The 23,938-nt window shown below is 59.9% G+C and carries 21 protein-coding genes; 9 read left to right on the top strand and 12 right to left on the bottom strand.

Features of this window, described 5'->3' with window-relative positions:
• Nucleotides 1-7 precede the first annotated feature (7 nt).
• Nucleotides 8-1,150: a glycosyltransferase gene (locus M0H32_RS00695; RefSeq protein WP_248149456.1), complete on the bottom strand. Its 1,143-nt coding sequence runs from the start codon at nucleotides 1,148-1,150 to the stop codon at nucleotides 8-10.
• Between the two features lie 629 nt (nucleotides 1,151-1,779).
• Here M0H32_RS00695 and hisS point away from each other — a divergent pair.
• The 4 genes from hisS (at nucleotide 1,780) to M0H32_RS00675 (ending at nucleotide 6,196) form a co-directional block, all read left to right on the top strand.
• On the top strand, nucleotides 1,780-3,246 hold the full coding sequence (gene hisS / locus M0H32_RS00690) for a histidine--tRNA ligase (protein WP_248149453.1): 1,467 nt from the start codon (nucleotides 1,780-1,782) through the stop codon (nucleotides 3,244-3,246).
• 19 nt (nucleotides 3,247-3,265) lie between these two features.
• Nucleotides 3,266-4,402 (top strand): ATP phosphoribosyltransferase regulatory subunit, encoded by a 1,137-nt coding sequence (locus tag M0H32_RS00685; RefSeq protein WP_248149450.1) that lies wholly within the window; start codon nucleotides 3,266-3,268, stop codon nucleotides 4,400-4,402.
• Entirely contained in the window at nucleotides 4,399-5,367 is a 969-nt protein-coding gene (hisG, locus tag M0H32_RS00680; RefSeq protein ID WP_248149448.1) for an ATP phosphoribosyltransferase, read from the top strand. The genes M0H32_RS00685 and hisG overlap by 4 nt, the downstream gene beginning before the upstream one ends.
• 142 nt (nucleotides 5,368-5,509) lie before the next feature.
• Nucleotides 5,510-6,196: a hypothetical protein gene (locus M0H32_RS00675; protein ID WP_248149445.1), complete on the top strand. Its 687-nt coding sequence runs from the start codon at nucleotides 5,510-5,512 to the stop codon at nucleotides 6,194-6,196.
• Nucleotides 6,197-6,202: 6 nt separating this feature from the next.
• Here the strand turns inward: M0H32_RS00675 and M0H32_RS00670 are convergent, their stop codons facing one another.
• Both M0H32_RS00670 and M0H32_RS00665 read right to left on the bottom strand, forming a co-directional pair.
• A complete protein-coding gene (locus tag M0H32_RS00670; protein ID WP_248149444.1) occupies nucleotides 6,203-6,886 on the bottom strand; it encodes a DNA-3-methyladenine glycosylase I in 684 nt (227 codons plus the stop codon).
• A gap of 340 nt (nucleotides 6,887-7,226) precedes the next feature.
• Entirely contained in the window at nucleotides 7,227-7,976 is a 750-nt protein-coding gene (locus tag M0H32_RS00665) for a protein phosphatase CheZ (RefSeq protein ID WP_248149443.1), read from the bottom strand.
• Nucleotides 7,977-8,233: 257 nt separating this feature from the next.
• Here M0H32_RS00665 and M0H32_RS00660 point away from each other — a divergent pair, with 257 nt between their 5' ends.
• From M0H32_RS00660 to clcA, 3 genes are all read left to right on the top strand, one after another.
• Entirely contained in the window at nucleotides 8,234-8,959 is a 726-nt protein-coding gene (locus tag M0H32_RS00660) for a DUF2927 domain-containing protein (protein WP_248149442.1), read from the top strand.
• A 258-nt stretch (nucleotides 8,960-9,217) separates the two neighbouring features.
• Nucleotides 9,218-9,982 (top strand): L,D-transpeptidase, encoded by a 765-nt coding sequence (locus tag M0H32_RS00655; protein WP_248149441.1) that lies wholly within the window; start codon nucleotides 9,218-9,220, stop codon nucleotides 9,980-9,982.
• 157 nt (nucleotides 9,983-10,139) lie between these two features.
• Nucleotides 10,140-11,498 carry a H(+)/Cl(-) exchange transporter ClcA gene (gene clcA / locus M0H32_RS00650; protein WP_248149440.1) on the top strand — a complete coding sequence of 453 codons (1,359 nt, stop codon included), beginning with the start codon at nucleotides 10,140-10,142 and terminating at the stop codon, nucleotides 11,496-11,498.
• Nucleotides 11,499-11,504: 6 nt separating this feature from the next.
• On the opposite strand, the gene glcF is transcribed toward clcA, so the two are convergent.
• From glcF to M0H32_RS00630, 4 genes are all read right to left on the bottom strand, one after another.
• Nucleotides 11,505-12,842 carry a glycolate oxidase subunit GlcF gene (glcF, locus tag M0H32_RS00645; protein WP_248149439.1) on the bottom strand — a complete coding sequence of 446 codons (1,338 nt, stop codon included), beginning with the start codon at nucleotides 12,840-12,842 and terminating at the stop codon, nucleotides 11,505-11,507.
• Nucleotides 12,843-13,068: 226 nt separating this feature from the next.
• Nucleotides 13,069-13,428, bottom strand: a complete 360-nt coding sequence (locus M0H32_RS00640) for a DUF4870 family protein (protein ID WP_248149438.1) — start codon at nucleotides 13,426-13,428, stop codon at nucleotides 13,069-13,071.
• 46 nt (nucleotides 13,429-13,474) lie between these two features.
• Nucleotides 13,475-14,665 carry a glycolate oxidase subunit GlcE gene (glcE, locus tag M0H32_RS00635; RefSeq protein ID WP_248149435.1) on the bottom strand — a complete coding sequence of 397 codons (1,191 nt, stop codon included), beginning with the start codon at nucleotides 14,663-14,665 and terminating at the stop codon, nucleotides 13,475-13,477.
• A 9-nt stretch (nucleotides 14,666-14,674) separates the two neighbouring features.
• Nucleotides 14,675-16,156: an FAD-linked oxidase C-terminal domain-containing protein gene (locus tag M0H32_RS00630; protein WP_282449060.1), complete on the bottom strand. Its 1,482-nt coding sequence runs from the start codon at nucleotides 16,154-16,156 to the stop codon at nucleotides 14,675-14,677.
• 171 nt (nucleotides 16,157-16,327) lie between these two features.
• On the opposite strand from M0H32_RS00630, the gene M0H32_RS00625 reads away from it, so the two are divergent.
• A complete protein-coding gene (locus M0H32_RS00625; protein WP_248149428.1) occupies nucleotides 16,328-17,272 on the top strand; it encodes a LysR family transcriptional regulator in 945 nt (314 codons plus the stop codon).
• A 139-nt stretch (nucleotides 17,273-17,411) separates the two neighbouring features.
• Nucleotides 17,412-17,807, top strand: coding sequence for a c-type cytochrome (locus M0H32_RS00620; RefSeq protein WP_248149426.1), 396 nt, complete (start codon nucleotides 17,412-17,414; stop codon nucleotides 17,805-17,807).
• 476 nt (nucleotides 17,808-18,283) lie between these two features.
• Here M0H32_RS00620 and M0H32_RS00615 read toward each other — a convergent pair whose 3' ends face one another.
• From M0H32_RS00615 to M0H32_RS29695, 5 genes are all read right to left on the bottom strand, one after another.
• Nucleotides 18,284-19,009 carry a DUF3299 domain-containing protein gene (locus M0H32_RS00615; protein WP_248149424.1) on the bottom strand — a complete coding sequence of 242 codons (726 nt, stop codon included), beginning with the start codon at nucleotides 19,007-19,009 and terminating at the stop codon, nucleotides 18,284-18,286.
• Between the two features lie 20 nt (nucleotides 19,010-19,029).
• Nucleotides 19,030-20,421 carry a metal-dependent hydrolase family protein gene (locus M0H32_RS00610; RefSeq protein ID WP_248149423.1) on the bottom strand — a complete coding sequence of 464 codons (1,392 nt, stop codon included), beginning with the start codon at nucleotides 20,419-20,421 and terminating at the stop codon, nucleotides 19,030-19,032.
• Between the two features lie 3 nt (nucleotides 20,422-20,424).
• Nucleotides 20,425-21,750, bottom strand: coding sequence for a metal-dependent hydrolase family protein (locus tag M0H32_RS00605; RefSeq protein WP_248149417.1), 1,326 nt, complete (start codon nucleotides 21,748-21,750; stop codon nucleotides 20,425-20,427).
• A 35-nt stretch (nucleotides 21,751-21,785) separates the two neighbouring features.
• Nucleotides 21,786-22,832, bottom strand: a complete 1,047-nt coding sequence (locus M0H32_RS00600; RefSeq protein WP_248149414.1) for a hypothetical protein — start codon at nucleotides 22,830-22,832, stop codon at nucleotides 21,786-21,788.
• A gap of 438 nt (nucleotides 22,833-23,270) precedes the next feature.
• Nucleotides 23,271-23,891 carry a helix-turn-helix domain-containing protein gene (locus tag M0H32_RS29695; protein ID WP_425607283.1) on the bottom strand — a complete coding sequence of 207 codons (621 nt, stop codon included), beginning with the start codon at nucleotides 23,889-23,891 and terminating at the stop codon, nucleotides 23,271-23,273.
• Between the last annotated feature and the right edge of the window lie 47 nt (nucleotides 23,892-23,938).

The following is a 23,938-nucleotide window of genomic DNA, read 5'->3' as shown; positions in this document are numbered from 1 at the left end:
CGGACCTTCAGGACTTGCGCCAGGTCAGCGCCGAGCTCGCGGCATAGTTCCAGACCGCGCCCATGATCGCCCCGGCCGTGCCGGCGAACCACCAGTAGCTGGGATCGGCATAGATCAGGTTGGCGACGCCGACATTGGCGAGCACGCCGACCGAACAGACGGCATAGAAGGTCAACAGGCCGATCACCGCCTGAACGCCGCGCAGGCGCCGGTCGCGATAGGTCAGCTGATTGTTCAGAAAGAAATTCGAGGTCATGGCGACAAAGGACGCCGCCGTCTGGCCCATGTTGAAGTCCAGCCCGCCGAGCAGGAACAGGCGCAGCGCGACCAGGTGCACCACGAGACCGCTGGCGCCGACGAGGCCGAACATCAGGAAGCGCACGGATATGACGTCGCCGAAATATTTCGCCAGCAGCAGCCCGAAATAGTCGAAGGTGACCAGTGTGTCGAGCTTGCTCTCGCCATGCTGGCGCTCGCGGAAGGTGAAGGGCAGTTCCCTGATCCGGAGCGAGCCCTTGGCGCTGGAGACCAGATCGAGAAGAATCTTGAAACCCTGCGGCGACAGTTTCGGCGCCAGCGCCTCGGCCTTTTCCCGGCGCACCATGAAGAAGCCGCTCATCGGGTCTTCCAGGGTGACGTTCAAGAGCTTCTGGGCGAGCGAATTGGCAATGTTGGAGCCCCAGGCGCGAATTTTCGACAGCCCTTCGCCGACAGTACCGCCATCCACCTTGCGGCTGGCGACCACCAGATCGGCATCGCCGGTCCTGAGCTCCGCCAGCATTTTCGGCAGCATGGTCTCGTCGTGCTGCAGGTCGGCGTCCATCACGGCCACGAAGGGGGCGGAAGACGCCAGGATGCCTTCGATACAGGCGCCGGAGAGCCCCCGGCGGCCGATGCGGCGGATGACACGGATGCGCGGATCGATCAGCGCAATCTTGCGGGCGACATCGGTGGTGCCGTCCGGCGAGTTGTCGTCGACAACGATCGCTTCCCAGGCGATGCCGGCGAGCGCGGTGTGCAGCAGGTTGACGAGGATCGGGATGTTGGCGGCTTCGTTGAAGCTCGGCAGGATGACGCTCAGCTCGGCGGCCTGCGCCGCTACGCCCGTTTGAGCCTCCGCTCCGCCTTCGCCGGCATTGTCGTCTGACATGCGCACCGCACTGTCCATCTTCTACCCGTTCTGCCCGTCTTTGCCGGCCTTTTCCCGCCGGCAGGTCCCTGTGTCCCGCGATTGGCGCGGACCATAGTCCCATAGAGATTAAATACAAGGAAAGACAGAGCGGAAATCCGTCGGAACGCCCACCCGTTGCCCCGGCGCAGCTTTCGCCAGACCCTGCCTTGATCAAAGGCCTTTTAACCCGAACTGTGATGCAAACAAGGCGATGTCCCGTTTTCGCGCTTGAAAGCCTGCTTTTACGATCCAGAGCCATCGTCAACCGGGGTGTCACCCCGGACAAGTACAGCGCAGAATCCGGGGCCTACTCGCAGGGCTGCTTGTCGAAACAAGGGCGGTGTTGCCGGAAGCGCAACAGGGTCCGTCAGCACTCTGGAAACGAGTGGGCCCCGGCTCTCCCTGCGGTCGGCCGGGGTGACACTGGGAGGAACCGAGATCAGAAATCAGCGCTTCAGTCAGGACAAGATCGGTGAACGATGTCCGTGCGAGCCGTCAACCTGGTGCATTGCCTTGCCCTAGCGGCCTGTTTCGTCTAGGACATCGGCACCATCACCACGCTGGACGCCTGCGTTTTCAGGGCGCCGAACCACGACCTTAAGATTTTCATGGCCAAGAAACCGAACAAACTGAAGGCCCGCCTGCCGCGCGGCTTTGTTGACCGCTCTGCCGAGGACATCCGCGCCACCGACGAGATGATCGGCAAGATCCGCGGTGTCTACGAGCAATACGGCTTCGATCCGGTCGAAACCCCGGCCTTTGAATATACCGACTGCCTCGGCAAGTTCCTGCCCGACACCGACCGGCCGAATGCCGGGGTGTTTTCCGTGCAGGACGAAGACGAGCAATGGATGAGCCTGCGCTACGACCTGACCGCACCGCTCGCCCGCCATGTGTCTGAAAACATCAACGAGATCCAGCTGCCCTACCGCACCTACCGGGCCGGCTGGGTGTTCCGCAACGAGAAGCCTGGCCCAGGCCGGTTCCGCCAGTTCATGCAGTTCGACGCCGACACGGTCGGCGCCCCCGGCGTCCAGGCGGATGCGGAAATGTGCATGATGATGGCCGATACGATGGAAGCCCTCGGAATTCCGCGTGGCGACTATGTCATCCGCGTCAACAACCGCAAGGTTCTCGACGGTGTTTTGGAAGCGATCGGCCTCGGCGGCGAAGAGCATGAGGGGCGCCGCCTGACGGTGCTGCGCGCGATCGACAAGCTGGACAAGTTCGGTATCGAAGGTGTGAAACTGCTGCTCGGCGCAGGCCGCAAGGACGAGAGCGGCGACTTTACCAAGGGGGCTGAGCTGGACGCTGCGGCGATCGAGCAGATCGTCGGCTTCGTCTCCGGAACCGGATCCCTTGAAAACGAGGGCATGACCGAGCTCAATACCATGGCCGGCATTTTCGAGGCCTGCGGTTATGGCGAGGATCGCATCAAGATCGATCCGTCCGTCGTGCGTGGTCTCGAATATTACACCGGCTGCGTCTTCGAAGCCGAGCTGCTGTTTGATGTCACCAACGAAAAGGGCGACGTCGTCCAGTTCGGGTCCGTCGGCGGCGGCGGGCGTTACGATGGTCTCGTCAAGCGCTTCACCGGCCGCGACGTGCCGGCGACCGGTTTCTCCATCGGCGTTTCCCGCCTGATGACCGCGCTGAAGAACCTCGGCAAGCTCGGCAAGGCCGACGTGGTCGCCCCGGTTCTGGTCACCGTCATGGACGGCGATGTCGCCGCGCTCGGCCGGTATCAGAAGATGGTCCAGGACCTGCGCCAGGCCGGCATCCGCGCCGAGATGTACCAGGGTAACTGGAAGAAATTCGGCAACCAGCTGAAATATGCCGACCGGCGCAATTGTCCGGTCGCCATAATCCAGGGCTCGGACGAGCGCGAGGCCGGCGAGATCCAGGTCAAGGACCTGATCGAGGGCAAGCGCCTGTCGGAAGAGATCACCGACAACATCACCTGGCGCGCAAGCCGCCCGGCCCAGATCACCGTGAAAGAGACCGACCTGGTTGCGACCGTAAAATCCATCCTGGATGGCCAGGCGGACGACCGCCAAAGGGCAAGCGAGGCCTGAGCAAATGGGAGCGGCTGAGATGAACGGACTGGATCCGGCGAAGATCGACGCGGTGCTGGCGCTGTTTGAAGCCGCCGGCCACGCACTCGTCAGTCCGCCGATCCTGCAGCCGGCCGATGTCTTTCTGGACCTCACTGGCGAAGACATCCGCCGCCGCCTGTTCCTGACCAGCGGCACGGACGGTGTCGACCTGTGCCTGCGGCCTGATTTCACCATTCCGGTCTGCCGTCATCACCTGGCGGACGCGAAAGCGAAACTGCCGGCTGCCTATTGCTACAACGGCCCGGTGTTCCGCCAGCGGCAGGACGGGCTTGGCGAGATCCCGCAGCTCGGCGCGGAGAGCCTCGGCCGCTCAGATACGGCCGAAGCCGACGCGGATCTTCTGGCGCTGTCGGTGAAGGCCCTGGAAACCTTCGGTCTGAAAGACAGCCTGATCCGCATCGGTGACGAGACGATCTTTGCCGCCATTCTGGAAGGGCTCGATTTGCCGACCGTCTGGCGCCGGCGCCTGCGCGACCTCTTCGGCGAGACCGACCGGTTGAACGCCGCCATCGGCCGGATGGCCGGCAGCGCGGCCTCCGAGGATGACAGCCGCGATGTCCGTCTCGGTTTCCTGTCGGCCCTTGAAGGCGCCGATCCGGAAGCCGCCCATGCCGTTGTCGAGGACCTTCTGTCGATTGCCGGCATTTCCGCTGTCGGCGGGCGCACGCCGAGCGAAATCGCCGACCGGTTCCTGGAACAGGCGGCTCTGGCCAGCGGTGCGCGCGGCCATGACAAGGCCGCCGAGACGCTGACCGCCTATCTGTCGCTGAAGGCGGACGGTGCCGCCGCCCCCGGCGCCTTGCGCGATTTCGCCAGGGATTTCAGCCTCGGCCTCGACACGCCGCTCGCCGCCTTCGAGCAACGGCTTTCCGCGCTCGCCGCCAAGGGCATTGACCCGTCCCGGCTGAGTTTTGCCGCCGACTTCGGCCGGCGCCTCGATTATTATTCCGGCTTCGTCTTCGAGATCCATGCCGCCAGCACCAAGGTCGAAGGCGCGCTGGTCGGCGGCGGCCGCTATGACAAGCTGGTCACGCTGCTGGGCGCGGAACAGGATGTCCCGGCCATCGGATTTTCCATGTGGCTGGACCGGATTGCAGCGAGTGTAGACGCATGAGCAAACTGATTATCGCCATTCCGTCCAAGGGCCGCCTTCAGGAAAACACCAGTGACTTTTTCGGCCAGGCCGGGCTCAAGGTTCTGCAGCCGGGTGGCGCGCGCAACTACCGCGGCGCCATCAAGGGGCTGCCGAATGTCGAGATCGCGTTCCTGTCGGCTTCGGAAATTGCCCGGGCGCTCTCTGACGGCGATGTCCATTTCGGCATCACCGGTCTCGACCTGGTACATGAGAATATCAGCGACCCGGACTGCACCGTGCACATCGTCACACCGCTCGGCTTTGGCCCGGCGGATGTGGTTGTCGCCGTGCCCAAGGCCTGGATCGACGTTGAGACGATGGCGGACCTCTCCGATGTCGCCTCCGACTTCCGCAACCGGCATGGCCGCCGCCTGCGGGTCGCGACCAAATATGTCAATCTGACCAGGTCCTTCTTTGCCGCAAACGGAATTGCCGATTACCGCATCGTGGAAAGCGCCGGGGCGACCGAAGGCGCGCCCGTGGCCGGCTCGGCGGAGCTCATCGTCGACATCACCACCACCGGCTCGACGCTTCAGGCCAACAACCTGAAAATCCTGGCCGACGGCGTCATGCTGAAAAGCCAGGCCAATCTGGTCGCCTCGCTCAATGCCGACTGGTCGGCAACCGCGCTGACAGCAGCCCGCGCCATCCTGGACCGCGTGGCCGCCGAAGAAGCCGCGCGCAATATCAAACTGGTGAAAGCCGTCGTCGACAACCGCACCCAGGCGCTGCGGTCCGTCAGCAAGGTTGGCGCCCTGCAACGCTTTTCCGACAGCGATGACGCCCATCATGTCAGCGTGCTCTGCCCGAAGGACGCCGTCGCCGACTGTGCCCAGCTCCTGATCGACGAAGGCGCAGACACGGTCACGGTGGAAACGCTGGACTATGTGTTCTCGAAGGAAAACCGCCTGTTCGCACCGCTGAAGGCGAAGGTCGGCGGGTGAAATCCGCAGGAGACGGGCCCGTCCGCGCTCAGGATTGGATCGGGAGAATTGACCTGCCTCAACGGCACAATTTTATATTGAACGTCCCCGCCTATCTTTTCTAAGGTCAAGTCATTACGACTTTTCTGGTGGGGCTGTTTCAATGCAATTCAAATTTCTGCTGGGCGTCCTGTGCTTGGCGCTCGCTCTTTCAGGCTGCCGCGCGTTGACAGCCAATGAAAAAAACTTCGCGTCCAAGATCTATTCTGGTCAGCTCAACGCCAACAAAATTGAAGTCTATTCGCCCGGAAAGTCCTCACAAGACACAAACGACAAGCTCAAGAGCACTCTTGCCGAGGATTACGCATCAGCCAAATCCGTTGAGAGCTACGGTCTCACCAAATCGGAACTGTTGGAAAGGGCGGCGGTTTCGCTGCGCAGCAAACCCGAAGCGTTGGTGATCCACAATCGCATCTACTACAAGACAGGCTCCTACAAAGCCGATTTCGCTGAAGGGTTTCCGACGCGCGTAAACGTCGATGACCTGGACCTGCTTGCCCATGAGATCATGCATGTCTGGCAGTACCAGAACAGGGAAAGGACCGGCTTTTCCTTGCTCGCAATCGCCATGGAAAACATCCGTTACCGGGATCCCTATGCCTACACGATCGTTCCCGGGAAACGGTTTTTGAGCTACCGTTTCGAGCAGCAGGGAAAGATGGCCCAGGACTATGTCCGTCTGTCCTACATTCAGCCGAATTCCGCCAAGTTGAAAAAGCTGCGCAAACTTCTTTCAGAAGAATTCGACCTGAAAATTTTCAACGAGACCCTGATGTCCCAGGCCGGGTAAGTCGGCTCAGGATCCAGTGCGTTTTTCAGGTCTGCGAAACGTGTCCCTGGCCGCTTCCACACCGTTCCGGCAGCAGCAGCCTTCGAGGTGGTCGTTGACCATGCCCATGGACTGCATGAAGGCATAGACGGTGGTCGGGCCGACGAAACTCCAGCCGCGTTTTTTCAGATCCTTGGAAAGGGCCGTGCTTTCCGCCGTCTTGCCGAGGGTGCGCGCGGTAGCGAAGTCGATCCGTGCCGGGCGGTCTTCCGGCTTTGGCTCGAAGGACCAGAAATAGGCCGCGAGCGAACCGAATTCGGCGCGCAGGTCCAGCGCCCGCCTGGCGTTGTTGATGGTCGATTCGATCTTCCGGCGGTGGCGGACAATGCCGGCATCCTGAAGGCAGCGTTCGACATCGGCCTCGGTGAACTCGGCGACCTTGTCGAATTCGAAATTGGCAAAGGCTGCCCGGAAAGCGTCCCGTTTGCGCAGGATGGTCAGCCAGGAGAGGCCCGACTGGAAACCTTCCAGGCAGATCTTCTCGAACAGCCGCCGGTCCTCATCCACCGGCCAGCCCCATTCCGTGTCATGGTAGCGCTGGTAATCGTCCAGGCCCCCGTGCCACCAGCAGCGCTCCTTGCCGTCGCTTCCCATCAGCAACCCGGTGTCCGGATCGCGCTCCACCTTTGCCGCCGGTTGTTCGTCTGCCATGACCACCTCGATATTCACTCTTTGTTCTCGCCTTGGTAGCGAGTCCATCCATCAAGGGCAAGTCCTAAACGCGCCTTGTCCGCAAGGCAGTCTCCCCCCACCCGCATCTCGTCCCCCCAAGCCTATCGATCGTCATCTCGGACGCAGCGTAGCGGAGATCCGGGACCGGGGAGCCCGAGCCTGACGAACGTCAGCCACTGAATACCAAAGACATGTGGCTCCCCGATCCCGGCTCGCGCTGCGCTTGGCCGGGATGATGCTCGAAAGGGTGAAGGGGTCCCAAAAACAAAAAACCCGGCCAACCGGCCGGGTTCTTGAAATGGAACAGAAGTGCGAAGGATCAGGCGAACAGGGCGTCGATGTCGTCCTGGGTCGCGACATCGACATCGCTTTCCAGCGCCGGACCGTTGAGCAGGGCCGCGTCGCCTTCCTTCAGGTCGCGCTGCTCGACTTCGATGTCCTTGAAGGTCTCGATGCCGCCCCAGATGTCCATCATCTGGATAATGCGGTCCTCGACGAAGCGCAGGGTCGAGACAACCTTGGTGATGCGCTGGCCGGTGAGATCCTGGAAGTTACAGGCCTCGAAGATCTGGATGACCTTGTCCTGAATGTCGCCGGCAAGTTCCGCGTCTTCCTTGTCGATGCGCGCCGACAGGGTGTTGGCGGTCTCGTCAATGAATTCGGCGGCAGACAGGATGGTTTCCGTGGCCCCTTCCGTGCCGATGACAACCGCATCGAGCTCATTGGTGACACGGGTCATGTCTTCACCTTCCGCACCGGTGGTCTGGTGCAGGGTGGCGATTTCCTTCTTGGTCTGGGCAATCGCTTCGTAAATGGCGTCCAGTTCGACCTTCAGCTTGGCGGCTTCGGACAGTTCCTTGCGGAACTCCGCCATGAACTTTTCGCTCATGGCTTCCGGGTCAAGAGCGCCCTGCTGTTCGGGGCCCTTCTTGATCAGGGAGCGCAGGCCAGCGATTTCTGCCATGACTTCCTGGTGACGGCGTTCCTCTGCAAAGGCGGGGTCTTCCTTCGCCCCGGCATTCATACGTATCAAGCTCTCCGCTCGAAAGGATCTTTTCACCGCGGCCATGCCTACTCCCGTCCCCAGCCCTGCAGGCTTCCTTCATTCGCAATATGTTCCAGCTATAACAGTCGAAGTTTAAGGAATTGTTTTTTCGATGCTTGGCTCATCCGGCGGCGCGATTTGCGCTTTGGTAACGGTTTCTTGGCTTTCCTCTTCCCGGTCCATTGGCTATCCTCGCCCGGCCAAAATCAGACTCCCGCCAGGCGCCTGCCCAGGCCATGATTTTTAGGGCCAAGATGGTTGCAGACGGTGCTTAGAGCGATATGACTTTTATGCGGTGTTTCCTGGTTTTCCTGTTTCTGTTGACCGCCGCGGTAACCTCGCGGCCGGCCCTTGCCGCGAGTGGCTCCTTTTCCACCGAGGAACTTCTGGAAGGGTTTGAAAAAACCGTGTTCGGGCTCGAATACCGCAGCTGGAGCTGGCGCCCCTATCTGGTCAAGAAGTTCACCCGCCCGGTCCTGTTCTATGTCCACAATCTCGCGTCCCGGGACCGCAAGCACACGGTTCACCGGTTCGTGCGGGAAATGGGCACCCGCATCGGCGGCCTGACCACGGACGTCACCAATGATCCCGCCGCCGCAAATTTCGAGGTCTATGTCGTCGACCGGGCGCAATATGAGCAAGTGGTGAAAAAGGACATCTACAAGAACGACCGCGCTCGCGTGCCCGGCCGGTGTCTCGTTCGTGTCGTTTCGGGGCGCAACGGCATCAAGCGCTCGGCGGCTGTGATTGTCTCGGACGAGGGCGAGTTCCTGTTCAAGCGCTGCCTGGTGGAGGAACTGCTGCAGGGCCTCGGGCCGATGAACGACGATGAAGACCTCGTTCATTCCGTCTTTAACGATTCCTCCCGGCACAGCCGGTTCACCGTGTTCGACCAGATCATTTTGAACATGCTCTACGACCCGCGCATCAAGCCCGGCATGTCGATAAAGCAGACAAAGCCGATCCTGCCGCTGGTCCTGCGCGATGCCCGCAGGCGCGTGCGTTAACCAAGGAATCCTGGAAAGCGCAGAGGATTCAATCCCCGTTGAAATCGTTAACCAAACGACTGGTCCACGACTCTCGTTTTATTAAGCCTGTTCCTCAAGAAAAGAATAACCATAAGAAAAGATTACCTGAATTCTCCATGCGGGATTCACGATTAGCTGAGGACAGCCACTTATCATCCTTGCCAATCCGTTAACCGGCGGCTTGAGGACGGCCTCAATCCGCTGAACGTGGTCGATGACAAGTTTGCGAGTGCTGCCATGTTCTTTTCACGTGCATTTTCTCTCAAGGCGATCGGCATCGCCGGGGCATTGATTGTCTCCACCGGACTGACAGGCGTTCCCACGGCCTCTGCCCAGACCGCGCCGCCGCCTCTCGTGCTCAGTCCCAATCTGACCGAACCCTGGATGCTGCAGCTGCAGCCGCGTGTGCAGCGCCGGTCGACGGCCACGCGCTACCAGTTCCGCCAGGTACCGCAGCAACAGCAGCGCCAGGTGCGCCGCGCCAACTGGTGGTCGCCGCGCCAGCAGCCGGTGCGCCAGCAGCAGCGACGCGTTCAACAGCCGCAGACCCGGCAGATCTCACCGCAATTCCTGCCAACGGTGGTCGACTATGACGGCCCGCACAAGGCCGGCACGATCGTCATCGACACCAATGCCCGCTATCTCTATCTGGTGCAGAGCGACGGCACGGCCCGCCGCTACGGTGTCGGCGTCGGCAAGCCGGGCTTTGAATGGGCCGGCACGCACAAGGTCACGCGCAAGGCCGAATGGCCGGACTGGCGTCCGCCCGCGGAGATGCGCAAGCGCCGCCCTGATCTGCCGACCTTCATGGCCGGCGGACCTGAAAACCCGCTCGGTGCCCGCGCCATGTATCTCGGTTCAACCCTCTACCGGATCCACGGTTCCAACCAGCCCTGGACCATCGGCCACGCGGTCTCCTCCGGCTGCATTCGCATGCGCAACGAGGACGTCACGGATCTTTACGAACGCGTGCGGGTCGGCACCACGGTTCACGTGATCTAGGGTCTTTCGAACGATTAGAAAACGCGCGGCCAGCCCGCGCGTTTTTCCGTTCCGCAGCTCCCTTGCGCACCATGCGTTTTCCTTGCAGGCTTCTCGCTGACGCGGGTCGAATCGCCGGCCGGCACTGCCCATCACCCCAGCTCACCGGATCGCCGGCATGCAAGTTCCCTCCAGTTCATATTCCGCGAAATCGGATGCCGCCTATTTTGTGAAGGCCGCGCTCGTCGGCCTCCTGGTCGGCGCGCTGGCGACCGGGTTTCACACCGGCCTGGAGTTTCTGTTCGCTGAATACGCCGCGCTCAGAACCGCGCTCGGCACCGGCTTTTTGCCCTATGCCGTGTCGATGGCAATCTCCGCTCTTTGCGTGACCGGTGCCTTTTTTCTGGTCCAAAGGGTCGCGCCGGAAGCCGCCGGCAGCGGAATTCAGGAAATCGAGGGCGCGATGGAGGACAAACGTCCCCTGCACCCCGTGCCGGTGCTGGTCGCAAAGTTCTTCGGCGGTTTGCTGGCCCTTGGCTCCGGTCTGGTTCTCGGGCGCGAGGGACCGACCATCCATATGGGCGCGATGACCGCAGAGGCAATCGCACGCTCCCGGCCCCACTCGCCGGATGAGCACAAGGGCCTGCTCGCGGCCGGCGCGGCGGCAGGTCTTGCGGCCGCCTTCAACGCACCGCTGGCGGCGATCCTGTTCATCGTCGAGGAAACACGCCGGCAGTTTCCCTTCGGCTACCGGACCTATATGGCGGTCATCATCGCGTCGATCCTGAGCGCCGCGGTCACCGAGCAGCTCACCCATGTCGGGCCGCCGCTGCTGGTGGAAGTAAGCTATGTGCCGATCTGGAGCTTCTTGCTTCTGGCCATCCTGGGCTTTTTTCTCGGCGGCCTCGGTGTCTTGTTCAATCGCGCCCTGATCATGACCATGGATCTGTTTCTGAAGATCCCCAAGGGAATGCGCTGGCTGCCGGCGCTCGCGGTCGGTGCCGCCACCGGCATTCTCCTGAACGCCTTTCCGGATGCGACCGGCGGCGGCGAGGATCTGGTACACGGCCTGATCGCAAGCAAATACGGCATCCTGGCGCTGCTGTTGATGACGCTGCTCCGCTTTGGCGGCGTGCTGTTCTCCTATGCCTCCGGCGTGCCGGGGGGTATCTTCGCCCCGATGCTGTCGATTGCGACTTGTGCGGGCCTCGCCTTCGGCGTCCTTTTCGTCAGTTACCTGCCGATCGAGGACGAGTTCCGCGCCGCCTGCGCGGTCGCCGCCATGGGCGGGTTTTTCGCCGCTTCCGTGCGCGCGCCGATGGTTGGCGTGGTTCTGGTGATGGAGCTGACCGGCGCCTATGCCCTGATCATGCCGGTGCTGGTCACCTGCACCACCGCCTCGCTCACCGCCCATCATCTGGGCGGCCGGCCAATCTACGAAGAGCTGCTCGAACGCACCCTCCGTCTTGCGGGTGAAAAGGAGGACAGCGAACCGGACGACAAGACCCCGGTTCAGCTGGGCACGCGGGAAAGCTGAGCGGTCCTACTCCGCTGCTTCAGTGGTGCGAAGCACCGACGACAGCCCCTCCGGCTCCGGGCCGCCATAGACCCAGTCGAGCAGTTCGGCCGTGTGCAGAATCGGGATTTCCGTGCCGAGGCCGATCTGGGTCATGCAGCCGATATTGCCGGTCGCAATCAGGTCGGGCCGGGTCTTTTCGATATTGGCCACCTTGCGGTCGCGCAGACGACGGGCGATGTCTGGCTGGAGTATGTTGTAGGTGCCCGCCGATCCGCAGCACAGATGCCCCTCGGGCACGTCTTTCACGATAAATCCGGCGGCTTTCAGCAGGTCCTTAGGCTGGCGCGTGATCTTCTGGCCGTGCTGCATCGAGCAGGCGGAATGATAGGCCACCGTCAGGCCCGGCTTCAGGAGCGGCTCACCGAGCTCGATGCCTGATAGAAACTCGGTGATGTCCTTTGCCAGCGACGACACCCTTGCGGCCTTTTCCGCATAGGCCGGGTCGTCCTTCAGCATGAAGCCGTAATCCTTGATCGTGGTGCCGCAGCCGGAGGCGGTGATCAGGATGGCATCGATGCCCTCGCCTTCGGCTTCCGCCGTCCAGACATCGACATTGCGGCGGGCGTTTTCCAGCGACGCCTCTTCCTTGCCCATGTGATGGACCAGGGCGCCGCAGCAGACCTCGCCCTTCGGCAAGACGATCTCGTAGCCGGACCGGCGCAAAAGCCTAATGGTGGCATCGTTGATGCCCGGATTGAGCACCGGCTGGGCGCAGCCGCTCAACAGCGCCACACGGCCCTTGCGCGCCGGCGCCTCGGCTGTGAAGACGCCGGGACCTTCCAGCTGGCCGCGCACCGGTGCCCTGGCAGGCGCCAGTTCCAGCATCGCGCCCATCTTGGCCAGCGGTCCACCCATCATTTTCAGCACGCCGGCGAGCGGACGACCGAAAAACGCTCCTATGAGCGCCGCCCGGAAGCGTTTCGGGTAAGGCAGCACGAAGGCCAGCAGCGACCGCATCAGACGGTCGGTCAAAGGACGCTTGTAGGTCTTTTCGATGTGGATGCGGGCGTGATCGACCAGGTGCATGTAATGCACACCCGAGGGACAGGTGGTCATGCAGGCGAGGCAGGACAGGCAACGGTCGATATGCTTGACGATCTTCTCGTCCGCCGGCCGATCATTTTCCAGCATGTCCTTGATGAGATAGATACGCCCGCGCGGGCTGTCCAGCTCATCGCCGAGCAGCGTGAAAGTCGGGCAGGTCGCCGTGCAGAAACCGCAATGCACGCATTTGCGCAGGATCTTTTCGGACGCCGCGACGTGGCTGTCTTTCAGTTGTTCCGCGGTAAAATTGGTCTGCATGTCGGCTCGCGTCCCCTCACCCGATGCGGGTTATCTACCCTGAAGTGACGCGGATCGTACGGTCTGCCGAAAAACCGCACAAGGCACCTTTCGGGCATAAGGGTTTTGCGGTCAGGGACAATCTGTCCCACAGGACCAGGACCGGAACAGGATGCAACCACTCCCCGTCCGGCGCACAACCGCGCGCCGGCGGCCTGTCTCCAGGATGGATCGATTTGGACGGCCTTCAGAACATCCAGGTCTGCGGGTTCGGGACGGCCTCATTGCGCCCGGCCAGCTGCATGCCCTTGATACAACGCACGATCATCCAGATGAGCACCAGGAGGATCATCAGGAAGCCGATCAGGATGACGGTCAGAAGGGCACTGACAATGCCGAACAGAAGCCCGATCCAGAAGGTCCGGATCTGGTAGGTGTAATGGCTGTCGACCCAGGCGCTGCTCTGGCCCCGGTTCAGATAAGCGAAGATCACACCAACGATGGCGGTGAACGGCACGATAATATTGGCTAGATAAAGAATATAGATGAGCGTTGCGTTCTTCCCGCCCGGCTCCATGTAACCTGCAACGTCGGATTGCTGTTCCATAATCGAACTCCGCTAAAAATTGCCCCTCGACACGATCTCCTCCAGACTACAGACCGGTGACCATACGTCCAGGGTTTAGAACGCCTTTCGGGTCGAATTGCTCCTTCAGGCGCCGGGACAGCGCCGCCAGCGGCGACGGTTGCGGCTGGAACACGGCCGCCTCCGAGCGCACGGACGGATCCGCGCGCACCAGCGTGGCATGGCCGCCGCCGACCGCTTCAACCGCATTGCGCACCTTTGCCTGGTGGATGTCACCGTCGGTGCAGGACAGCCAGACCAGGCCGCCGCTCCAGTCATAGAGTGCATCCAGCTCGAAAGCGGTTTTCAGGCGCGCCACCAGTTGCGGTCCGGCCGTCGGAGCAACGGAAATCCGCCAGACCGGTGTATTCCGCGCGGCAAAGTCTTCCAGGTTCTTGATACCCGTCCAGAGTTTTTGCGATTCGTCCCTGTCAAGCTGATGGGAGGTCCCGTAGGCGCCGAGCCGATCGGCAAGGCTCTTCATCCGGTAGTCGACCGAGGACTTGAAGCCCTCCAGGCGCAGGACCGTCCTGCTCTTGTCACTATCGCCCCATCCTGGCAGATGCGCCGCGCCCGACACTTCCGCCGACGAGCCCATGGCCTCGCACAGCGCCTGGATGCCGTCCTGGTCGTCCAACCCGTTCAGCACGAATGTCACCGATGTCTCGGGCTTGGGATTGACCTTCAAGGTGACGCTGGTCGCCACTGCGAGCGTGCCGTAAGAGCCGCAGAGCGTTCGCGGCAGATCGTAACCGGTGACGTTCTTTACCACCTTGCCGCCGGACTTGAAGAGTTCGCCGCGTCCCGACACCGCTTCCATCCCGAGCACATGATCGCGTGCGGCACCGGCCTTGATCCGTCTGGGACCCGAGAGATTGACGGCCAGAACGCCACCGATCGTGCCGCGCCCCGGCGCTTTGCCGAACAGCGGGCCATAGTCCATCGGCTCGAAGGAAAGTTCCTGGCCGTTGTCGTCGACCAGTTTCTCAACCTCGGCAATCGGCGTGCCGGCTTTCACCGTCAGCACCAATTCGGCAGGCTCATAACTTTCAATGCCGGCGAGGCCGGAGAGATCCAGCACATGGGCGGCCTGGATCGGCCGGCCCAGAGCCCGTTTCGAGCCCTGCCCCAGGATTTCCAGCGGCTGGGTCTCGGCAGCCGCCCATCTGACGGCCTCTTCGACGTCTTCAGCGCTGCGCGGTTTCAAGGTTGCGTCCATGGTGGCCTCTCAGAACCGCGGAATGTCGGGAAAGGGCAATTGGCCCTTGTGCACATGCATCTTGCCAAGTTCGGCGCAGCGGTGCAGCACCGGGAAGACCTTGCCCGGATTGAGCAGATGCTTGTCGTCAAAGGCGCATTTGACCCGTTGCTGCTGTTTCAGATCGGCCTCGGAGAACATGTCCGTCATCAGGTCACGCTTTTCGATGCCGACGCCGTGTTCGCCGGTCAGAACCCCGCCGACCTCGACACACAGGCGCAGGATGTCCGCGCCGAAGGCCTCGGCGGCGTCCAGCTCCCCCGGTTTGTTGGCATCGTACAGGATCAGCGGGTGCAGGTTGCCGTCTCCTGCGTGAAACACATTGGCGACCCGAAGCCCGTGCTTGTCGGCGAGTTCGCGCATCCGCGCCAGAACCTTCGGCAATTCGCGGCGCGGGATGGTGCCATCCATGCAAAGGTAATCCGGCGAGATCCGGCCAACCGCCGGAAAGGCCGCCTTGCGGCCCGCCCAGAAGGTCATGCGTTCTTCTTCACTTTCGGAAACCCGCAAATGACGGGCCTTGTTGGCCTTGGCAATTTCCTCGACCCGGCCGATCAGGTAATCGACCTCGCCTTCCGGCCCGTCGAGCTCGACGATTAGCAGCGCCTCGACATCGCGCGGATAACCGGCATGGACGAAATCCTCCGCCGCGTGAATGGCGGGCTTGTCCATCATTTCCATGCCGCCCGGGATGATGCCCGCGGCAATGATGTCGGCGACGCAGCGGCCGCCATCCTCGCTGGTCGGAAAGCCGATCAGGAGCGCGCGCGCGGTTTCCGGCTTCTGCAGGATGCGCACGGTGACTTCGGTGACGACGCCCAGCAGGCCCTCGGAGCCGGTCATCAGCGCCAGCAGGTCATAACCCTCGCTGTCGAGATGCTTGCCGCCCAGACGGATGACCTCGCCGTTGATCAGCACCATTTCCAGGCCGAGCACATTGTTGGTGGTCAGGCCGTATTTCAGGCAATGCACACCGCCGGAATTCTCGGCGATGTTGCCGCCGATGGAACAGGCAATCTGGGAGGACGGGTCCGGCGCATAATAAAAGCCCTCGCCCTCGACCGCCCGTGTGATGCCGAGGTTGGTGACCCCGGGCTGAACCACGACGGACCTGTTGTCATAGTCGATGTCGAGCACCTGGTTGAACTTCATCATCGACAGCAACACGCCGTCTTCCAGCGGCAGGGCCCCGCCGGACAGAGACGTTCCCGCCCCGCGCGGGACCACCTTGACGTCATTGTCATGGCAGTATTTCAGGACCCTGGAGACCTGCTCGACCGTTTCCGGCAAAACGACGATCAGCGGCAGCTGGCGATAGGCCGTCAGGGCGTCGGTTTCGTAGGCGCGCATCTCGCGCTCGTCGTGGATCACGCCTTCGCCCGGAACGATCGCCTGCAGCGCGGACAGGATTTCCCGGCGGCGGGCGATCACGGACTGATCGGGAGCGGGCATCGCAATTGCGGTCACAGGGTAATGATCCTTCTACTATTTGTTACGTTGATCCAATCGGCTAGGTCCAACGTAAAGTGGCCATGCAGTGCAGCTCTTTTTCCGAAGTCTGGCAAGGTTCACGACCCGGGAAAAGGTACGGAAAATACTAATTGCCTTTCTGAGAGATTGAAAATGAGCAATCTGACGGACATGGAGATTTTCGCAAGAGTGGTCAGCGCCGGCAGCATGTCGGCGGCGGGCCGCGAGATGAGCCTGTCGCCAGCCGTTGTCTCCAAACGCATCCGCCGGCTTGAGGAAAAACTCGGCACGCGGCTTCTGCAGCGGACCACCCGCCAGATCGCCATGACCGAGGCCGGCCAGGGCTTCTATGAGCGCGTGGTGGCCATCCTGGCCTCCGTGGAAGAGGCCGAAACCTTCGTCTCGCGCGGCTCGGCCAAGGCGCGCGGCAATCTGAAGGTCGCCGTGCCTACTTCCTTCGGGCGCCTGCATATCGCGCCGCATCTGGGCACCTTCCTGACCGAGAACCCGGACCTGTCCGTCAATCTCGACCTCTCCGACGATTTCGTCGACATTGTCGGTGACGGCTACGATCTTGCCATCCGTATCGCGGAACTTTCCGACAGCAGCCTGGTCGCCCGGCGCCTGGCCCCTGTGCACCGGATCCTCTGCGCCAGCCCGGACTATATCGCCAAGCACGGCGCACCCGACAGCATCGACGATCTACTGACAAACCACGTCACCATCGCGGCGACCAACCAGGACCCATGGCGGCTCGCCGGCCCGAACGGCATCGAAACCGTTCGCACCCAGGCGCCGATCAAGACCAATTCCAACGAAGTCGTGCGCGAATGCCTGATGGCCGGCGTTGGCATCGCCCTGCGCTCCACCTGGGATGTCGGCCCGGAGCTGCGCGAGGGCAAATTGCAGATCCTGCTGCCGCAATACCGCGCTTCCAAGGATGTCGGCCTTTACGCCGTCTATCCCAGCCGCCAGTTCCTTCCCGCCAAGGTGCGGGTGTTCATCGACTTTCTTGCAGGCCTTTACGGCTCCTCACCTTATTGGGACGCGGGCCTGGAGGAGTGGCTGCGCCTGCCCAGCAGCGCGCGTGCCAGTTGATACCCGCCATCAGTAAACTACAAAGTTTACCTCATCGACAAGCTCCGGTCTGGGCTGCGACGGTGCGTCGCTTGCATCTCAGCCGGTCATCCTGTTCTGTGGGCTGGGGTTTCAACCACCCGAATTGAGGGAGAGACACATGCAGCGACTGCTGATGATCGCCGGAACCGCGCTTCTGGCCTTGAGCGTTCAGGCGAGCGCCGAGGGCGACGCCGCCAAGGGCGAAAAAGTTTTCCGGAAATGCAAGGCCTGCCACGCCGTTGGACCTGATGCCAAGAACAAGGTCGGCCCCGAGCTGAACGGCATTGTCGGCCGCGAATGGGGTGCGGTCGAGGGTTACAAGTATTCCAACGCCCTGATCGAGATGGGCGACGGCAAGGTCTGGGACGTGGAAACGCTCGACGCTTACCTTACCAAGCCGAAGGACGTGATCCCGAAGGGCAAAATGGCCTTTGCCGGCCTGAAAAAGGAAGACGACCGCGCCGACGTGATCGCCTATCTGGCCCAGTTCAACGCCGAAGGCGCGACCGAATAAGACGGTTCAACCATCAAAAAAGAAGAGGCCGGGATTTTCCCGGCCTTTTTCTTTTGTGGGTGGTGGATGTCGGTGAGGATAGCGGGTCTTTGGATTGGCGGGGTGAAGGGAGTTCCGGGTGTTTGCAAGAAATCTGGGACGAGGAAAAGAGATGGCTTCTTGAGGCGAGGTTGGTGTGGACTGGATCGCCTGCTTTGCGTGCCCATTGCGGTTGTTCGCAGTATTCAGGTCCGAGTTGCAAAGCAGCCGTTCGTTGCACGACGTGTGAAGGTCATTAGAGGGCGGGGCGCGGTCATTTACCGCGGTTGGGACGAATGTCCGAAACGGGGCCGGGAGCTGTCAGTCAACTTTTGAGAGAAATGTGCGAGCAGCTGTCTTAGAAAAATGGATTGCATCGATTGGTCCTCCCAATAATTTCTTTCCGTCCTATCTGCCGGCCAGTTGCTGTTTGCAGTCAAATTCCGTGTCAATTTAGCTCATTGTGTCTCAGGCACGACCGGCCAGTGATCGGGGGACTGAGCGGGTTTCTCGGAAGCATTGGGCGTGATGACGTTCATTGCGTCCACCTTGAACGCCCAAGCGCTGGCCATCACAAGCTGCCCGTCGACAACACGGGCCAAAACGCTATCAGGGGATGCATGCAGCGTCCCGGTGATTTCAACAAACGCGTATGGCTTCTCAGGATAGTTGGTGTTGGACGGTAACTTCAGTTGCACCAAATTGTTGGGAGCTGGCGGTGGAGTGTGGGAGCACATACCGAGTTCCGGCACCAGATAGGGCAGCACTTTCTTTTCCGATAATGAACCAGCGACCAGAAGATACCCTCTCAATTCCACTGTCCGACCGTCCAGGGCGGCGTTGACCGCCCACGCGGCAGTCTTGCGCTTTTCGGCAATGGCCCAACGCTGAGATAGGAGCCAATCAGGGTCGATGCCCGCTTCCTTGAGACCGTTTTCCTTAAGCCGCAAGCGTTCAACCAGACGCGGACGCGCTTCGTCTGCGACCTCATCACTCTCAAGTCGTTTTCGAAGCCGTTCAACCGTGGAAAGATCGCTCAATTCACGCACGGACAACGCTTTGAAGGGGTCTTCGAAGGTCTGAGCTTGCTGATCGACAAGGCTCGACCAGCTCACACTCATCTGCGTTGCCGACGCGGGCGCAATCGACAGGATCAATGCCGTCCAAACACTGATGAGCCGCATCGTTTTTTCTCCAACCCTCATCAGAGCGTGTTTTTGTAGATCACGCCATCTTTCATGATGAGATCGAAATTCTCATGAGGATCGGAGACGAGATCGATGTCTTCCAGCGGATTACCATCAACCAACAGGAGGTCCGCATAGGCCCCTTCCTCGATGACACCAAGCTTCCCCAGAGGATAAGGGGTTAGCGGGCCAGACAGCTTGAGCAGCTCTGCGTTGTCGCAGGTTGCCATTTTCAGGGCCTCGTAGGGTGTAAACCACTTTTTCAGCTTGGCGAGCTGCGCACCCTGACGTTTCGCCAGATCGGCGCTGAACAACGTGTCGGTGCCAAAAGCAATTTTGACACCAAGCTCTTTGGCAGTCTTGTAGACGAAATCGGTTCCATCGGTGACGAACTTGTACTTTGCCTTCTGGAAGTCGTTCAAAGCCGGCGCATCCTCATCATCCAGGAAGGGCTGCATGCTGAGCCAAACGTCTTCGTCGACGAACTTCTGGAGTGTCTCGCGGGTGGACATATGGCCGTGTTCGACGCTTTTGACACCCGCGTCGATGGAATGATTGACGGCTTCATCGTTGATGGCATGGGTGAGTACGTAGGTGCCCCAATTTGCCGCCTGTTCAACCGCCGCTTCCAGCTCGTCTTTGGTGTACTGCATCGTGTGGATCGGGTCATAGCTCGACGTAACGCCGCCACCTGCCATCAGCTTGATCTGCGTAGCACCCTGCATGAGGTTTTCGCGCACACGTTTCAGAACCTCCGGCACGCCATCGGCGATGTAAAACATGTCGGATGTTTCGAAGGAATTGAGTTTGTCAGGGGTCGCCGGAACATCGCGAGTCATCCTGAAGTCCATATGTCCCGAAGTCTGCGAGATCGCCGGACCGGAGGGGAAAACCCTCGGCCCTACAATAATACCAGCATCTGTTGCGCGAGCGATGTCGAACATCGGACCAGCCGTGTCCCGAACGGTTGTAAACCCGCGATAAAGCGTGTCGCGCTGCGCCACCGACGTCAGGAGGTTCCAATAGCCCTCGTTGGTCGTCATGAGTTCAACAATTGTAGCTGTCGCAAACACACCATGCCAGTGCGCGTCGATTAGGCCCGGAATCATGGTGTGACCATCGGCCACGATTTCATGACTGCCCTCGGGAGCTTGCAAGTCGGATCCGATTTTTGCGATCAGGTTGTCAGTGATCAAGACATCGGCTGACACCAGATCCTCATCACATCCGTTGAAGATCTGCGCCCCTCGAATGACGACATTGTCGTATTTAAGGGCCGGGCCATAGGTGTGACCATGAACGATCTTGCCACCGTCGGGTGAAAGCGCAATGGGTTCGTGCGCAAGCCCAATACCAGGTGTGACCGCCATGACTGTGCCAAGCAGGAAGGCTGTTGTCGTCCGCAGCATGGGTCAGTTCTCCAATTCGTTTTTGTAGATCACGCCATCTTTCATGATCAGATCGAAATTTTCGTGCGGGTCGGCGACCAGATCGAGGTTTTCAAGTGGATTGCCGTCCACCAGGATCAGGTCGGCATAGGCCCCTTCCTTGATGACGCCGAGCGGGCCTTCTTGATAGGGATGGCGCGGACCCGCCATTTCCATGAGCTCCGCATTGTCCGAGGTCGCCATTTTCAATGCTTCGTAGGGCGTGAACCAACGCGACAGCTTTGCCAGAAGCTTGCCCTGTTTTTCTGCCATTTCGGGATCCATCAGAGCGTCGGTTCCAAACGCGATTTTAACCCCGATTTCTTTTGCAAGCGGATAAACCTTTTCGGTTCCTGCCGTTGCTTCCAGCCATTTTCTTGTCGACTCCTGGGTCGGAAAAATCATTCGGTCTTCGTCATCGACCAATGGCTGCGTACTCAGCCAAACGCCGTTTTCTTTCATTATCTCAAGAGTTTCGCGGCCAATCAGCATGCCGTGTTCGATGGTCTTGATACCGGCTTCAACGGCCATTTGCACAGCCTCGTCAGTGAAGACATGTGCCGCGACATAGCTGTTGTAGCTATCGGCGACATCGACGGCGGCTTTCATTTCATCAAGAGAGTATTGACGCACGTCCAGTGGATCAAAAATGGAAGCCACGCCACCACCTGCTGCGATCTTGATCTGGCTCGCCCCCATGCGGAACAATTCACGAGCGCGCTTTTGAACTTCGGGTACACCATCGCCGATCACGAAGAAACCAGTCCGCCCCCAATAATCAAGGGTGCTGTCAGCCGGCACTTCGTGGGGCAGGCGGTAGTCGTAGTGTCCGCCGGTCTGACTGAGCGGCGCGCCGGCGACCAGCATGCGTGGTCCCAAGATCACGCCGGCGTCGATCAGCTTTTTGAGGGAAAAGCTGTTTCCACCGATGTCCCGCACAGTTGTAAAGCCTCTCATCAAGGTGCGTTCTGCCGTAGGGACCGCTCTGGCTGCGATCTCGTAAATGTCTCCGGTAATAATCGTGGTCTGGGGCACCTCTGCCATAGTCATGTGCCAATGCACATCGGTCAGGCCGGGAATCATTGTGCGCCCGCCACCGTCGATTACTGTCGCCCCGTTTGTATCGATCGAATCCGTTGTCACGGACTTGATGAGATTGCCTTCGATGAGGACACTGGCATTTTCCAAAAGCGCTTCGTTCTCGCCGTCGAACACTTGCACGTTTGTTATTAGTGTCTGCGAGGGTGTTTCCTGAGCGGCGGCAGGCAAGGCTGCAAAGGCGATAAGTGACGCAAGAAATAGGTTTTTCATAGGTTTCCTCTCAAAAAATTTTGTCTGCCTCAGGGTCAGTTGAAGGCATTGTAAATGAAGTTTGGAACCGTTGGCGTGATCTTGAAGGTCAGGCCAAAATCAGGTCCAAAATTGTCGTTCTTTTCGACATAGTAGTCGAAGGATGCCGAGAATTGAGTTGGTACATTCCCCAATTTGACAACTTTTCGTATCGTCGCATTGACAGGAACCGTCCATTGTTCGGACTGCCAGTCATAATTGATCTTGGGGTTGGTTCCGACGGTCCAGCCATCGCTGAGAAACTTGAGCGCGAAGAGCTCCAGGGTTGACGTGGAATAGTCAGGCCCGTTTCCGGCAACGTTCCACTGGTGCTGGGGGAAAGCTGCCACAGCACCTTCCTTGTTCAGGAAGGCAATCAGGCCTTCCGGGCCAAGCCGCAACTGCTCGCCCGAGAGCGTGGTGAAAGTCGGGATCGTTCCCTGGATACCGCCCACCATGATCAACCCACTGTCGAATGACTGGCCAACTGCCACATCAAAACCGATGTCGCCGAGCGAAATCTCGTGGGTGAAGCCTGTTCCGGTTGCATTCGGAACAGGCTGATTGGTCGCAAAGGAAAATCCTGGCCGGACGTAGAAATTGCGCGTGCCATCATCTGTCAGTGGAAAGGGGAACACAGGTTGAAACAGGAACATGTTTCCAACCTGATTGTCGGCGTCCGGCAGATCCCCACTGTAGAATGTCGTTATGTTCTGCAAGGTCAAGCTCGACAGAGGAGAGTTTGGATTGTTCAGCTGCTGCGCGAGCTCTTCCGTCGAAAGCTCATCTGGATCTTCAGTCGCTTCCTCCAGTTCGGCAACGGTGTCAATTTGCGCGTGATTGTCGACCGCGTTGAATGCCGCCGAGACCCTGTCCTGTGAAACTTCCTGGGCGATCCCAGGATGCACAGTGCAAGCAACGGTAAGCAAACCAACGGTGACAAATTTCGCTATTTTGGCCGGGCGGTTGATTGGCTTACCGTAGTATTCTGATATTCGGTCACCGGAGATCAGCGTCGCCAAACACGTTGGCAATGTCGTGTGTCTTTGAATAGGTGCTGGCACTTTTCTCTCCCAGAGCAGTCCTTCCCGCTCCAATCCGCTCACCTGCTTGAGTTGCCCCAACCCGGACAGGCTACGAAATAGGATGCGGTTCCGGATTGTGATGCCGCTATGAATTGAAGCGGTGGAAAAAGCTATTTCACCGCAACGTTATTTCAAACTTTCAGGTACCGGAACCTTATGTTTGTATGCGGATTTTATCATTTTCAGTCAGGTCCAAATGAAGATGGATGACAAAACTTCGGATTGATCGGAGAAGACCTCTTAATCCGACAAGATCCTGGACGTAGTTTATTTTCCGTTCAAACGGTTGTGTTTTTCATGGGGAGGGGCGCCGGACATTTTGAGAAGTCAGCAAACGTGATTGTAGTTCGACCCATCCAGCTCAGATTTGATTCAAAGGGAATATTCATTCAGACTAGGGAAACTGTGTTTCTACTCTCAAGGTGTTTGCCTGTTCAGTGTCGCAGATGGTCGTTCCCCGAATAAACGTCGGTACTCGACGGAGAACCGACCCAAATCCGTAAATCCCGCGGAAAAAGCTGCATATTTCACAGCTCCGCGTTGCGGGGACAAGTTCACGAGAGTTCTTCTGGCATCGGAGAGCCTCCGCTTCTGGAAATATGCTAAGGGCGGCATGTCACAGACTGAGTGAAATGCTCGATAAAGAGTCGCTTGGCTAACGCCTGCCGCAACGCAGAGATCGGCAAGGGAAACCGGCGCACCTTGCGAAGCATAAAACCGCTCCTCTGCCAGTCGAACAAGCTTCTCCGGTGCTCCCCCCCGGTAATTACGCGTTTCATGCTGAGTTGAGCGGAGGTAGACATCCACAAGAAGTCCGAAGATCGCCTCACCCTGATTGGCAGTTTCGAGACCTCCCACACCCTGTCTTTCGTGATGAATAGTCCTGTCCAGGCAACCTTTTATGTTTACTCGAAAACGGGCTGCTGCTTCAGGTAGGAGTTCCAGGGCCGATTGATTGAGCAATACATCTTCTGGACCAATTCCGCGGAGCGCTGCAACTGCTCCTATCAAGTCGTCTCGACAAACAGCGGCGCCCATAGTTTGGCGGGCGCCACCGACTGCGTGAAATCCGTCTTGTGCACCTT

This window comes from Roseibium sediminicola (genome assembly GCF_023156505.1).
Lineage (GTDB): Bacteria > Pseudomonadota > Alphaproteobacteria > Rhizobiales > Stappiaceae > Roseibium > Roseibium sediminicola.
The sequence above is the reverse complement of the archived record's forward strand: the minus strand, read 5'-3'. Positions and strand labels throughout refer to the sequence as shown.

Excerpts from the sequence above, each read along its gene's own strand:
- M0H32_RS00610 (WP_248149423.1), bottom strand. The coding sequence starts at position 20,421 with ATGCTGCGGACGACAACAGCCTTCCTGCTTGGCACAGTCATGGCGGTC.
- M0H32_RS00620 (WP_248149426.1), top strand. The coding sequence starts at position 17,412 with ATGCAGCGACTGCTGATGATCGCCGGAACCGCGCTTCTGGCCTTGAGC.
- M0H32_RS00630 (WP_282449060.1), bottom strand. The coding sequence starts at position 16,156 with ATGCCCGCTCCCGATCAGTCCGTGATCGCCCGCCGCCGGGAAATCCTG.
- M0H32_RS00625 (WP_248149428.1), top strand. The coding sequence starts at position 16,328 with ATGAGCAATCTGACGGACATGGAGATTTTCGCAAGAGTGGTCAGCGCC.
- glcE (WP_248149435.1), bottom strand. The coding sequence starts at position 14,665 with ATGGACGCAACCTTGAAACCGCGCAGCGCTGAAGACGTCGAAGAGGCC.
- M0H32_RS00675 (WP_248149445.1), top strand. The coding sequence starts at position 5,510 with ATGCAATTCAAATTTCTGCTGGGCGTCCTGTGCTTGGCGCTCGCTCTT.
- M0H32_RS00660 (WP_248149442.1), top strand. The coding sequence starts at position 8,234 with ATGACTTTTATGCGGTGTTTCCTGGTTTTCCTGTTTCTGTTGACCGCC.
- M0H32_RS00670 (WP_248149444.1), bottom strand. The coding sequence starts at position 6,886 with ATGGCAGACGAACAACCGGCGGCAAAGGTGGAGCGCGATCCGGACACC.
- glcF (WP_248149439.1), bottom strand. The coding sequence starts at position 12,842 with ATGCAGACCAATTTTACCGCGGAACAACTGAAAGACAGCCACGTCGCG.
- clcA (WP_248149440.1), top strand. The coding sequence starts at position 10,140 with ATGCAAGTTCCCTCCAGTTCATATTCCGCGAAATCGGATGCCGCCTAT.
- M0H32_RS00615 (WP_248149424.1), bottom strand. The coding sequence starts at position 19,009 with ATGCGGCTCATCAGTGTTTGGACGGCATTGATCCTGTCGATTGCGCCC.
- hisG (WP_248149448.1), top strand. The coding sequence starts at position 4,399 with ATGAGCAAACTGATTATCGCCATTCCGTCCAAGGGCCGCCTTCAGGAA.
- M0H32_RS00695 (WP_248149456.1), bottom strand. The coding sequence starts at position 1,150 with ATGTCAGACGACAATGCCGGCGAAGGCGGAGCGGAGGCTCAAACGGGC.
- M0H32_RS00640 (WP_248149438.1), bottom strand. The coding sequence starts at position 13,428 with ATGGAACAGCAATCCGACGTTGCAGGTTACATGGAGCCGGGCGGGAAG.
- M0H32_RS00605 (WP_248149417.1), bottom strand. The coding sequence starts at position 21,750 with ATGAAAAACCTATTTCTTGCGTCACTTATCGCCTTTGCAGCCTTGCCT.
- M0H32_RS00665 (WP_248149443.1), bottom strand. The coding sequence starts at position 7,976 with ATGGCCGCGGTGAAAAGATCCTTTCGAGCGGAGAGCTTGATACGTATG.
- M0H32_RS00655 (WP_248149441.1), top strand. The coding sequence starts at position 9,218 with ATGTTCTTTTCACGTGCATTTTCTCTCAAGGCGATCGGCATCGCCGGG.
- M0H32_RS00685 (WP_248149450.1), top strand. The coding sequence starts at position 3,266 with ATGAACGGACTGGATCCGGCGAAGATCGACGCGGTGCTGGCGCTGTTT.
- M0H32_RS29695 (WP_425607283.1), bottom strand. The coding sequence starts at position 23,891 with ATGGGCGCCGCTGTTTGTCGAGACGACTTGATAGGAGCAGTTGCAGCG.
- hisS (WP_248149453.1), top strand. The coding sequence starts at position 1,780 with ATGGCCAAGAAACCGAACAAACTGAAGGCCCGCCTGCCGCGCGGCTTT.